At 75.4% G+C, this 12,472-nt stretch carries 6 protein-coding genes; 4 read left to right on the top strand and 2 right to left on the bottom strand.

Annotation, left to right across the window (positions count from 1 at the left end; translation table 11 throughout):
- Positions 1-81 precede the first annotated feature (81 nt).
- Together O1G21_RS09410 and O1G21_RS09405 are read right to left on the bottom strand one after the other, a co-directional pair.
- Entirely contained in the window at positions 82-279 is a 198-nt protein-coding gene (locus O1G21_RS09410; RefSeq protein WP_270142444.1) for a DUF397 domain-containing protein, read from the bottom strand.
- Positions 276-1,091: a helix-turn-helix domain-containing protein gene (locus O1G21_RS09405; protein ID WP_270142442.1), complete on the bottom strand. Its 816-nt coding sequence runs from the start codon at positions 1,089-1,091 to the stop codon at positions 276-278. Before O1G21_RS09405 ends, O1G21_RS09410 begins: the two co-directional genes overlap by 4 nt.
- A gap of 278 nt (positions 1,092-1,369) precedes the next feature.
- Here O1G21_RS09405 and O1G21_RS09400 point away from each other — a divergent pair, with 278 nt between their 5' ends.
- Genes O1G21_RS09400 through O1G21_RS09385 form a run of 4 tightly spaced genes read left to right on the top strand, consistent with a single transcriptional unit; the run spans position 1,370 to position 12,469 of the window.
- On the top strand, positions 1,370-2,227 hold the full coding sequence (locus O1G21_RS09400; protein ID WP_405000615.1) for a DUF4132 domain-containing protein: 858 nt from the start codon (positions 1,370-1,372) through the stop codon (positions 2,225-2,227).
- Positions 2,224-7,293 (top strand): hypothetical protein, encoded by a 5,070-nt coding sequence (locus O1G21_RS09395; protein WP_270142440.1) that lies wholly within the window; start codon positions 2,224-2,226, stop codon positions 7,291-7,293. The genes O1G21_RS09400 and O1G21_RS09395 overlap by 4 nt, the downstream gene beginning before the upstream one ends.
- Positions 7,290-8,435 (top strand): ATP-binding protein, encoded by a 1,146-nt coding sequence (locus O1G21_RS09390; protein ID WP_270142438.1) that lies wholly within the window; start codon positions 7,290-7,292, stop codon positions 8,433-8,435. The genes O1G21_RS09395 and O1G21_RS09390 overlap by 4 nt, the downstream gene beginning before the upstream one ends.
- A 2-nt stretch (positions 8,436-8,437) precedes the next feature.
- Positions 8,438-12,469, top strand: a complete 4,032-nt coding sequence (locus tag O1G21_RS09385; RefSeq protein WP_270142436.1) for a DUF5682 family protein — start codon at positions 8,438-8,440, stop codon at positions 12,467-12,469.
- Positions 12,470-12,472 lie beyond the last annotated feature (3 nt).

Genomic DNA, 12,472 nt, shown 5'->3' with positions numbered 1-12,472 from the left:
GCGTTATGCCGCTGCCCGACAGCTGACGGTGCGCCTACTCGTCGGGGAGGCGCGCTCCAGGGTGTCTCCTGCGCGGTGGCCTCAGCCCGCGTGGGGCGATTCGTTCTGAGTGAAGGCGAGGAAGTCCGCCCAGGCCTGGGCGGTGAAGGCGAGTTGGGGGCCAGTCCTGTCCTTGGAGTCGCGGACGCGGACGGTGCTCGAGGTGAGGGCGATCTCGACACAGGCACCGCCCTCGGTGTTGCTGTAGCTGGACTTGAACCAGGTCAGCGCATCGTTCATAGCTCCTCCAGCAACTCGCTGATCAACTTGGTCGAGGCCTCGGGATCGAGTGCCTGCCGGAGGATCATTTCATGGCGATGACTGAGGATGCTTACCCTGGCAGGGTCTGCGTGGAGCATGCCCAACGCCTGGCCCTCCTCATACGCGAGCCGCTGGTGCTCGGCTGTTTCCAGAAGGATGAACTGCCCGTTCAGACCAGGGTGAATTCCTCGGGATGGAACCACTTGAACCGTGATGTGGCGCGCCCCGCTGACAGTCAGAACGTGGCGCAGTTGTCGGTGGTGGGCTTCGATAGTTGTGAGGGGCCGTCGTAGGACGCCTTCTTCGATCAGAAAGTCGAAGGCTCTGGTCTGAACCTTCAGCATTTCCTGGCGTTCCAATCTAGCAGCGACTCGCGTCTCGACGGTCTCGTCATCGAGTGGTGGCCAGTGGGAGTCGAGGAGCGTTCTTACGGTCTCCTCGGTCTGCAACAGGCCCGGAAAGAAGTGGTTCTCGTACCAGTTGAGTGCTACGGCCTCGGCTTCATACATCATGTAGTCCTCGGCGGACGACGGATATTTCTCCGGCTTCAGGTAGTCCGCTCCCGCCATCAGGATCCCCTTCGCGCCGCACATTTCGTCCGCCACCCGCAACAGGTGCAGCGAGGGCTTCCGCCGTCCCGCCTCCATCGATCGCAGGCTCTCGTAGCTGTACCCGGCTTGTGCCGCCAGATCCTCGCGGCTGACGCCGGCGCGCGCCCACCACAACTTGATCTGGTCGCCGCAGTACTGCCACGACATCGGTGGCGGCGTGGCGGACGAGGACGCGTTCATGGCTGACCCCCCAAGGTCATCCGGTGTGGGCTCCCGACGTTAGGCGCCCGGCGGCTCGGGGGTGTGCGAATCGACCGAAATCGTCCATGTAGGTGACTGTCGGCCCGGGCCGCGTCTGCCTCATCCTTTCTTCGCTCACTCGTTCGAGTGGTTTCAACTCTGCTGCCCACCGCGAACCTCCCCCCGCCCGTCGCGTTGTCAGTACCCCTCGCTACGTTCCTCGCATCGCTGGTCAGCAGGCGATCAGAACGACGTTCCCCGGTGGGAGGAGTACGGCCGTGGCATGGGTGGAGACGGGCGCGGGAGGGTACCGCGTCGCGCTCGACGACGAGGGCAGGGTGGTGTGCCGCAACGCTGCGGGGCGCGCGCTCAAGTCCGTGCCGTCGAAGCTCGGTGACGACCCGGTGGTCACCCAGCTCAAGCAGCTCGCCGAATGGCTCGCCGCGCACGAGCGGCGCTGCCAGGAGGACGTCGAGCGGTGGATGGTGCGCTCGCTGCCGGTGCCCGCCGCCGTGCTCGCCGCCGTCTGGGCGGACGACGCCTGGCGGGCGGTCCTGCGGGACGTCGTGGTCACCGGCCCGGACGGCGCCGTCGCCGGCTTCCTGCGCGACGCCGACGCCGAGCGCGGCCTCGGCCTGGTCGACCTGGACGGCGACACCGTCCGCCTCACCGACGGCGAGGTGCTGATACCCCACCCGGTGCTGCTGCCGGACCTCGACGACCTGCGCGAGTTCGCCGTCGAACTCGGCGTCTCCCAGCGCGTCCAGCAGCTCTACCGCGAGGTCTGGCACCGGCCCGAGGAGCCCTCGGCCGGCACCGAGGTCTCCACCTACGCCGGCGGCCGCTACCGCGAACTGCGCGAGCTGGTCGGGCGCTGCACCCGGCTCGGCTGCCGGGTCCGCGGCGGCTCCGCGGTGCAGCCGATCACCGAGGGCGGCCGCACCGTCGAGGCCCGGGTGTGGGTCGGCGACTACTACGAGTACGACGCCTGCGAGACGGGCGCGCTGAGCTGGGCCGGCCCCGACGGCCGGGCCCTGCCGCTCGCCGAGGTCGGACCGGTCGCCTGGTCCGAGGGCATGAGGATGGCCGCCGCCCTGTACGCGGGCCGCACGATCGAAGGCGAGGAGCCCGCATGACCACCACCGTCCCGAACCAGGGCGCCGCGACGCCCGAGGCGCTGCTCGACGCCGGCGCCGTCCTCCCGCCCGGCACGCTGCCCGGCGCCGGTCGCCCCGACAGCGCCGCCGACGTGCTGACCGCCCGCGGCTACGCCCACCCCGCCCTGGACGGCCGCCGGATCGTCCGGCTGGTCCCCGGTGCGCTCGGCCAGGCCGAGGACCTCGCCCTGGAGTTCCTCGGCCTCACCCCCACGGGCGAGCCCGTCGAGGTCGGCCAGGTCCGCCAGGAGGCGCTCGGCTTCCCGGCCTGGGCGCTGGTCCACGACCCCGCCAACGGACACCACGCGCTCGCCCTGGTCAAGGAGTTGGAGCGGCTGGCCCGCCAGGCCCGGTCCAAGCCCGGCGCCGCCAAGGACGGCTTCGAGGCGCTCGCCACCCGGCTCGGCCGCGCCGTGCCGCACTTCCTGCCCACCTTCTGCGAGGAGGTCGGTCGGATCTTCCTCGCACACGACAACCGGACGTACGCCGCCGCCTGGTTCGGCAAGGCCCGTGAGGCCGAGCGCACCCACAACCTGGCGGTGGACGAGGAGCGGCTGCGCGCCGTCTTCCTGGAGTTCGCCCTGGCCGGCGCGCTCACCGTCAAGTCCCTGCGCCAGTACGTCAAGGAGCTCGCCCAGCGGCTCGACCCGCTGACCGCCTGGCAGCGCTTCCGCCAGCTGTGCACCGAGCGCTCCGCCGCCAGCATGGCCCCGTACGCCGGCGTCGCCGAGGACGCCCGCGCGCTGATCAGGGCCGCCGGGCTGGACCGCGCCGAGCACGAACGGGCGCTGCTGGCCGAGCTGCTGGACTCCCCGGCGGTCACCCGGGCGCCCGCCGCGTTCTGGAAGTCCTGGCACGGCGCACTGGTCGACCTGGGCCGGCGCGAGGCCGCGGTCCGCACCCGCCTGCTGGAGCTGCTGCCCGACCCGGCCGCCGCCGGCACCGACTCCGCCCAGCACGACACCGCGTGGCTGGCCGTCCTCGCCGAGACCGGCGCGGAGGAACTGCTCACCGGCGCCCGCGCCGAGGGCGCCGAGCCCGCCGCCGCCTGGCTCCAGCGCTGGTGCCACCACCTCGGCCGCGGCTGGCGCAGCCGCCCCAGCTGCCCGGCCACCCTCGCCCTGGCCGGGCGGATGGTCGAGCGGCTGCGTGCCGACGCCGTCGCGGTCGACCTCTTCACCGGCATCCGCGCCAGCCACACCCGACTCGACCTGCTGAACCTCCTGCTGGCCGCCGGCGTCCCGGTCGCCGACCCACCGGCCGACCTGGGCTTCGACCTGCGCGAGTGGGTCGGGCAGAGCGGCCCCGACGCCGCCGCCCTCAGCGCCGTCGCCGCAGACGAGCGCTTCCGGCCGCTGCTGCGCCGCGCCGCCCCGTCCGCCTGGGACCCGGCCGTCCAGCACCAGGCGGCCGTCCTGCCGCTGCTGGAGGAGCTGTTCACGGAGTGGGCCGAGGAGCGCGCCGACGAACTCGCCGCCGTCCGCGGCCTGGCCGGCGCCGACGACCTGGTCCGCTCACTGACCCAGTTCCGCACCGCCATCCGCACGGTCGCCCCGGCCGCCGCCGAGAAGATCGCCGCGCTCGACGTCACCGGGCTGCTCACCCGCGCCCTCGGCGCCGGCATCCTGGACGAACTCGGCTGGCCCGCCCTGGAGGAGGCGCTCGGCCGGCTCGCCGACCCGCCCGCGCCCGACGCCCTCCCGGACACCGCCCCCGGCCACCGCGCCTGGGGCCTGAACGACCTGATCGTCGAGGACGCCTGGCCGTACCTGATCCTCGCCCGCCGCGACCGGGCCATCGTGGTCGGCCCGCAGGGCACCGTGCTGGAGCACACCCTGCGGCTGCCCAAGCCGGCCCAGCACCGGAACCGGCCCCGGCTGCGCTTCGTCGACGGCGAACTCCTCGTCATCTGGTACGAGGACGGGAAGCAGCAGGCGTACTGGTCCAGCCGGCCGGACCGGACCTTCGAGCTGGAGGGCCCGAGGATCGCCGGCTACCACTACGGCGACCGCCACCCGGAGGTCGCCTCCCTCCCGCTGCCCGGCGGCGGCCGCACCACCGGCACCCGCCCGCTCCACCCCGGCGACACCCGGCTGCCCGAGGAACACCCCGTCCTCGGCGACGGCACCGGCTACTGGACGCTGCGCCACGCCCCGGGCGGCGGCCCCGTCCTGCGCGAACTCGACCCGGCCACCGGCACCCTGGGCCGCACCGCCGAACCGCCCGTGATCGCCGCCACCGCCGGGGCGGGCCCGCTCGTCCTCGGCAGCACCGGTCTGCTGCCGCTGCAGCCCGGCCTGGAGGGCACCCCGCTCGGCACCGACGGCACCGTGCTCGGCAGCTGGGTCCGCCGCGACCCCGGCCGCGCCGTCACCACCTTCACCGCCGACGGACAGCGGATCGCGCTGCCGCTGAACGACCGCAACGACACCCACGTCCTCCCGGTCGGCCGACTCGCGCTGCCCGGCGCGCAGGGCCCGGTGGTCAGCCGCACCCGCGAGTTCCTCGAGCTCGGCCTGCCCGACCTCGCCGAACGCTCCGACCGCACCGCCGACCTGCGCTCCTGTCGAGCGGGTGAACTCGCCGCCGCCGGTACGGCGCTGGTCCCGCCCTACGACCACTGGCACGCGCTGCGGCCCCGCGACGAGGCCGGCTCCCGGGTGCTGCGCGCCCTGACCACCGAGCAGGCCGCCCGGCTGATCGACCTCGCCTGGCCCGTCGACACCGAACCCGTCCCCGAGGACGAACAGCGCTGGCTGACCGTCCAGGGCGTCCGGCGCCCGCTCGCCCAGCGCGGCGAGGCCCGCAACAGCCTGCCGGTCGAAGCGGTCGGCGCCGCCCTGCCCGGCATCACCCACCCGCGGCTGCTGGCCGGCGTCGCCGGCCTCGCCCGGTTCGCCGCCGACCTGCTCGACCGGACCGCCCGGTTCCTCCCGCAGCCCGACGCCGAACGGCCCGCCAAGGCCGAGGCCGCCGAGTGGCGGCCCGAGCACGGCCGCGACCACGAACTGCGCGCGGCCGTCGGCGCCGTGCTGCCCGGAATCGGCGGCTTCGGCAGCGGCTGGGGTGCCTCCGACCGCTGCTGGACGCTCAACAACCTGCGCGCCGTCAGCGCCGTCCTCGCCGACCCGCCCGCCGCGAGCGGCGAAGGCTGGAGCACCCCGACGACCATCAATGTGCAGGGCGGCGACGCCAACCACGGCTGGCTGCACCTGCTCGGCCGACTGGACGTCCTGGCCCACGCCGTCGCCGCGCCGCTCACCGAACCGGCCCACCGCTCCTCCCTGGTGCTGCTGCTCGGCGAGCTCACCAAGGGTCCGCTCGCCGACCGCGGCGCCACCCTGCGCGAGATCGTCCTCGCCGAACGGACCGACGCCACCAAGACCGGTCGGCCGGCCACCCACCGCCAGGGCGAGGTGCTGCGCCGGGGCGAGCGCACCGTGGTCATCCTCGGCTACCAGCGCCAGTACACCGACGGCACGGTGCACTGGCTCGCCGTCGACCACGACCCGAGCGGCGAGTTCGGCCCGGTCGCCCACTTCACCACCGTCCGGGAGCGCGGCACCGAGGAGCGGGTCAGCGCCGCCTGGATCGCCAAGTTCTGGCGGGTCGCCGCCCTGCGCCGGGCCGTCCCCTGGGACCAGGCCCGGGCCGCCGCCTTCGCCGACCTCACCGGCATCGGCACCGCCCGCGCCACCCTGCTGCTCAGCCCGCCGCCCGGCCTCCTGCAGTGGGGCAACGCCCCGCTGCCCGCCGAGTACGGACTCAAGCCCGCCGAGGTCAAGGCCGCCCAGCACTGGCTGCGCGGACACGACCACCTCGGCATCGCCGCCGTCTGGGCCGCCCTGCTGCCCGCCGACGACCCGAAGCGGCTGTGGACCGAGGGCCCCGACCTCGCCGCCGGGGCCGAGGCCTGGATCCGCCGCTTCGGACGGCTCGTCACCCTCCCCGAGGAGGCTCAGGCCACCGTCCAGGGCCTGCCCATCACCGCCATCGAGGCGGTGCTCAACCCCGGCCACACCCCTTGGCTGACCGGCACCACCACCTTCCGGCTCACCAGTGACGGGCAGGGCACCCCCCGACTGGTCCCCGAGGACGCCTCCGCCGTCCCCCACTCCGGCGCACTGGGCACCACCATCCGCGCCCTGCGCTGGCTCGCCTACCACCTGCCCGCCGACAGCCCGCTGCGAGCCCGGCTGCCCGAGGCCGCCGCCGGGCTGCGCGCGCGGCTCGCCGACCCCGAACTGCTGCTCGGCTTCGATCTGGTCCGCACCGCCAAGGGCGCTTCGGTGGCCGCCGTCCTGCGCAGCCACTGCGGACTTCCCGCCGAGGGCGGGGCGGACCCGGACGGACTGGTCCGCTGCGGCCCCGCGCTCGTCCTCACCCCGAACCACGCCGAGTTCGAACAGGTCTGGCTGCGCCCGGCCGGGTTCACCGGTCCGGACGATCCGCTGCTCGACGTGCTCCTCGGGTTGGCCGACGACTACTGGTTCGCCCCCGAGCTGGCCGCCGTCAAGTCCGTGCTGAGTGGTGAACCGGAGCGCCTGGCCGCCTCCGCCGACGCGGTGACGGCCACCGGCGACGGCCCGGCCTGGCTGCAGAACCCGCAGCTGTCCGCCCCCGAGCTGGTCGCCGAGGTGGCCCGCACCCACGGCCTCGGCGAGGACGCGGCCGCGCTCCACGTCCAACTGCTCGCCCTGCCCGACCCGACCGACCGCAACACCGCTCGCTGGACGGGCTGGAAGCCCGCCCGGCTCAAGCGCGCCCGCGCCGAACTCGCGGCCTCCGGACTGGTGTTGGAGGCCAAGCGGGCCCGGGCCGGCCGCAGCCTCTTCCTGCCCGGCGGCTGGCAGGAGGCCAAGGCCCCCGCCCTGCCGGTGGAGACCTGGAAGACCGCCCTGTACGAACTGCCCACCCACCAGCCGGTGCTGCCGCACCTGCCCGTCCCCGAGCTGTTCGCCCTCGCGTGGCGGCGCACCGTCGACGGCGACGCCCCCGGCTACGAAGAGCTCCAGACCAGCAAGCGCAGGAAGGCCCGCCGATGACCCCCACCGAGACCATCGCGACCCCGGAACGGCAGATCGTCCCGCCCGAGGAGAAGCACGCCGCCGAACTGGAGTTCCTGGCCGCCCACGACAGCGGCCCGCGCCCGCCCGGCTGGCGGCTCACCCCGCGCGCCGTCGTCACCTTCGTCATGGGCAGCGGCGGCGAGAAGCTCAAGGCCGGGCGCCGCGGCCTGGTGATCGAGCCCAAGTTCGTCGGCGAGCGCGCCCTGGTCGAGCGCTGCGTCGTCACCCTCGCCGGGGAGCGCGGCCTGCTGCTCGTCGGCGAGCCCGGCACCGCCAAGTCGATGCTCTCCGAACTGCTCGCCGCCGCCGTCTGCGGCACCAGCGCGCTCACCGTCCAGGGCACCGCCGGTACCACCGAGGACCAGCTCAAGTACGGCTGGAACTACGCCCTGCTGCTCGCCAAGGGCCCCAGCCGCGAAGCCCTCGTCCCCTCCCCGGTGCTCACCGCGATGACCACCGGAGCCGTCGCCCGGGTCGAGGAGGTGACCCGCTGCCTGCCCGAGGTGCAGGACGCCCTGGTCTCCCTGCTCTCCGAACGGCGCGTCGCCGTCCCCGAGTTGGCCGGCACCCCGGACGGGCAGCTGCACGCCGCCGCCGGCTTCACCCTGATCGCCACCGCCAACCTGCGGGACAAGGGCGTCAGCGAGATGTCCGCCGCCCTCAAGCGGCGGTTCAACTTCGAGACGGTCGGCCCGATCGGCAGCCTCGCCGCCGAGGTCGAACTGGTCCGCCGCCAGTCCACCACCGCCGTCGCCCGGGCCGGCGCCGGCTACGCCGTCGACGACGCCGTCCTGGAGGCCCTGGTCACCGCCTTCCGCGACCTGCGCACCGGCCGCTCCACCGAGGGCTGGGAGGTCGAGCGCCCGTCCACCGTGATGAGCACCGCGGAAGCCGTCTCCGTCGCCACCGCGCTCGGCGTCACCGCCGCCTACCTGCCCGACGGCGGCGACCTCCTCGGCCGCCTCCCCGGTCAACTCCTCGGCGTCGTCCGCAAGGACGACCCGGCGGACGCGGCCCGGCTGCTCGGCTACTGGGACGGCCCGGTCCGCCGCCGAGCCGAACAGGGCGCCGCCACCTGGCGCACCCTGTGGGACCTCCGCTCGGCGCTGGAGGCCTGACGATGACGAGCAGCGCGGTGAAGCCCACCCCGGACGGTCCCTGCGGGGCCGGCGCCGACCCCGGCGTCGGTACCGACCCCGCCAGCGACCCGGCCACCGACCTCGACGTCCGCACCGAGGCGGAGCGGCTGGCCGGCTCCGGCACCGACCGCCCCGGGCCCTACCTGATCGGCGTGCGCCACCACGCGCCCTCCCTCAGCGCGGCCCTCCCCGCGCTGCTCGACGCCGCCCGTCCCGAGGCGGTCCTGATCGAACTGCCCGCCGAGTTCCAGCCCTGGCTCGACCTGCTCGCCGACGAGGCCACCGAGGCCCCGGTCGCCCTCGCCGCCGCCCCGGCCGGCCCGGACGACCCCGGCCGGCTCGCCTTCTACCCCTTCGCCGACTTCTCCCCGGAACTCGTCGCCCTGCGCTGGGCCCGGCGCCACGGCGTCGAGGCCATCGCCTGCGACCTCCCGCTCGCCCACCGCACCGCCGCCGACGGCACCCGTGCCCGCCGCGGCCCGACGGAAGGACGGGCGGAGGGTCCGACGGAAGGACGGGCGGAGGGCCCCGCGTCCCCCGGCGTGGCGGACGCGCTGCGCCACCGTCTCACCGGCCGAGACTCCGACGAGGACCTGTGGGACCGCCTGGTCGAGACCGCCGCCCCCGGCTCCACTCCGGAGGCCGTCCGGCGCGCCGGCCTCCTGGTCGGCTGGGCCCTGCGCCACGACGCCGAGACCGGCCCCGGCGTCGACCCGTACGACCTGCGCCGCGAGGCCTGGATGCGCGCCCGCATCCACGCCGCCGCGGCCGACGGACGCCGGATCGCCGTCGTCGTCGGCTCCTTCCACGCCCCCGCCCTGCTGGACGGCCCGATCACCCCCGAGGAACCGGCCGCCCCCGACGACCCCGGGCACGTGCTCTCCCTGATCCCGTACACCTACCCGCTGCTCGACGCCCGCTCCGGCTACCCGGCGGGCATCCGCGACCCGGAGTGGCAGCACACCGTCCTCGACGCCGGCGGCGACCCGGAGCGCCTCACCGAGGCGCTCACCGCCACCGCCGTCCGGATCTGCGCCGCCCTGCGCACCCAGGACCACCCCTCCGGCCCGGCCGACGCCCGCGAGATCGTCCGCCTCGCCGGCGACCTCGCCCGGCTGCGCGGCCACGCCGCCCCCGGCCGCGGCGAACTCGTCGAAGCCGTCCAGACCGTCCTCGCCCAGGGCGAACCCCTCGGTCGCGGCCGGGCCGTCGCCCGCGCCCTCGAACAGGTCCTGGTCGGCACCCGCACCGGGCGCCCCACCCCCACCGCCCCGCGCAGCGGGCTCGCCCCCGCCGTCGAAGCCCTCCTCGCCGAGCTCGGCCTCCCCGGCCCCGTCGACCCGGGCCCGCGCGAGCTGCGCCTCGACCCGCTGCGCAGCCCCCTCGACCGCCGCCGCGAAGTCCTCCTCCACCGCCTCACCGCCTGCGGCGTCCCCTACGCGGAGCCCGTCCCCACCACCGGCCCGGGCGGCACCGAAACCCTCGGCACCCGCTGGCGCCTGCACTGGACCCCCACCGTCGCCGCCCTCCTCACCGTCGCCGGCACCCGCGGCGTCACCCCCGCCCAAGCCGCCGAGGGCAACCTCCGCACCCGCCTCAGCGAGGACCCCACCCCCCGCGAGATCATCGACGGCCTCACCGCCGCCGCCTCCTGCGCCCTCCCCGCCCTCACCACCACCCGCCTCACCCAACTCACGACGACCCTCCCCACCAGCGCCACCCTCCCCGACCTCCTCGACGCCCTCACCCTCCTCGACCGCCTCGTCGCCGGCCACTTCCCCGGCCTCGCCCCCCGGCCATCTCACACTCCACCCCCGCCCACCGACGGCGGCGACCCGGCCGACGCCGGCTCCGCCACCCCAGCCGGGCCCACCGGGGCTGCCTCCGGCAGTGCTGGATCTGCCGCCGCGCTGCCGTCCGGCGGCTCGGCGGTCGCGGGCAGTTCGGGTCGTGCCGGCTCTGCCGTCGCGTACCCGCAGGCCGGGCAGGCCATGGGCGGCGCTCTGGGTGACGGCGGTTCCGATCCGGGGGGTCCGCTTGCCGGGGTGGCTCACCCGGAGACCCTGGCCGGGGCTGCCTCCGGGCTCGTTTCCGTTGCCGGGGCAGGGACTTCCGACGACTCACCGGTCGCGTTTGCTGGCGGTGATCCAACATCACCCTCCAACACGAGCGTTGAGGGGTCTGCCGCACGCCCCCTGCATGCTGCCGCGGAGCTGCTGACCACTGCCGCGGTGCGGCAGGTGGAGGGGCTGGGCGGGTCGGACGATCCGGCGGATGCTCGGGCCTTGGTGGAGTTGGCGCGGCGGGCCGATCGGCTGGGCGGGGTGCGGCTGGGCTACGTACTGGGTGAACTCGCGGAGCGGGGGAGCCCGTTGGTGCGGGGTGCGGTCGGGGCGGTGCGGGTGCTGCTGGGGCAGGAACCGGCCGGGGTGTTCGGCGGGCGGGCCGCGTCCTGGGTGGACGGGGCGACCGACCCGCGGACGCGGGAGGCGCTCGGGCGGGCGTTGGTCGGGTTGTTGAGCGCGGCCGAGGGACTGTTCGACAGCGCGCCCGAGGCACTCGAACCCGTGCTGGAGCGGGTCACGTCACTGCCGGACACCGCCTTCCTGGACCGGCTGCCCGCGCTGCGCGGCGGTTTCGACACGCTCAGCCCGGCCGCCCGTGACCGGCTGCTGGCCCTGGTCGAGGAGCGCCTCGGAACCCGGCTCGCCGCGCTGCCCGAGGCGGTCGACCCCGTCGTGGTGGCGAGTTGGGTCCGCGCGGACCTGGCCGCCCGCGCGGTTCTCGCCCGTCGGGGGCTGGCACCGCTGCCACCTCCGGACGCCGTTCCGGAGCCGACCCCGCAACCCGTGCCCGTACCCGCACCCATACCCGAACCCGCCGCCACGCCCCCGGGCACCGGGCCGCACGCCCTCACCCCCGCCGATCGCTGGCGCCTGCTGCTCGGCCGCCCCGGCACCGGTGGTCTGACCGGCCGCAGCGCCCGACTCGCCACCGCGCTCGACGAGTTGTACGGCAGCGGGCACGGCGAGGGTTCCGGCCCGGGCCTGGGCGACCGGGGCGGTCGCGAGGCGCCCTTCCCCGGGGTGCGCGAGTGGGCCGAGGAGCTGGAGGCGCTGTTCGGTCCGGGTGTGCGGGAGGAGGTGCTGGCGGCCGCCGTCGCCCACGGCCGGACGGACGTCCTGGAGGCGATCGACCCGTCCGCCGTCCGTCCGTCCGTCGACCTGCTGCGCACGGTGCTGGACCACGCGGGCGGCCTGCCCGAGGCCCGGGTCGCGCGGCTGCGCCCGCTGGTGCGGCGCCTGGTGGACGAATTGAGCCGTGAGCTGGCGACCAGGCTGCGCCCGGCGCTGACCGGGATCAGTGTGCCGCGCCCGTCCCGGCGCCCGGGAGGCGGGCTGGACCTCCACCGGACCATCCGGGCCAACCTCGCCACCGCCCGGCCCGCACCGGACGGTTCCGGCACCGTGATCGTGCCCGAGCGTCCGGTGTTCCGTACCAGGGCGCGGCAGGCCAACGACTGGCGGCTGATCCTGGTGGTGGACGTGTCCGGGTCGATGGAGGCCTCCACGGTCTGGGCGGCGCTCACCGCCTCGATCCTGGCCGGGGTGCCCTCGCTGAGCACCCACTTCGTCGCCTTCTCCACCGAGGTCCTCGACCTGACGGAGCGGGTGGCGGACCCGTTGAGCCTGCTGCTGGAGGTGCGGGTCGGCGGCGGCACCAGCATCGCGACCGGGCTGCGGTACGCGCGCGAGCTGGTGACGGTGCCGTCGAGGACGCTGGTCGCGGTGGTCAGCGACTTCGAGGAGGGCGGCCCGGTCAACGGGCTGCTCGCGCAGGCCCGGGCCCTGGTGGACTCCGGCGTTCACCTGCTCGGCTGCGCGGCGCTGGACGACACCGGGACGGCCCGGTACTCGAAGTCGGTCGCGGGGCAGCTGGTCGCGGCCGGTATGCCCGTGGCGGCACTGAGCCCGCTGGAACTGGCCCGCTGGGTGGGGGAGAAGGTCCGTTGAACG

This window comes from Kitasatospora cathayae (assembly GCF_027627435.1).
Classification (GTDB): Bacteria; Actinomycetota; Actinomycetes; order Streptomycetales; family Streptomycetaceae; genus Kitasatospora; species Kitasatospora cathayae.
The sequence above is the reverse complement of the archived record's forward strand: the minus strand, read 5'-3'. Positions and strand labels throughout refer to the sequence as shown.

Coding starts and splice junctions, on each gene's coding strand:
- O1G21_RS09385 (WP_270142436.1), top strand. CDS start 8,438: ATGACGAGCAGCGCGGTGAAGCCCACCCCGGACGGTCCCTGCGGGGCC.
- O1G21_RS09405 (WP_270142442.1), bottom strand. CDS start 1,091: ATGAACGCGTCCTCGTCCGCCACGCCGCCACCGATGTCGTGGCAGTAC.
- O1G21_RS09390 (WP_270142438.1), top strand. CDS start 7,290: ATGACCCCCACCGAGACCATCGCGACCCCGGAACGGCAGATCGTCCCG.
- O1G21_RS09395 (WP_270142440.1), top strand. CDS start 2,224: ATGACCACCACCGTCCCGAACCAGGGCGCCGCGACGCCCGAGGCGCTG.
- O1G21_RS09410 (WP_270142444.1), bottom strand. CDS start 279: ATGAACGATGCGCTGACCTGGTTCAAGTCCAGCTACAGCAACACCGAG.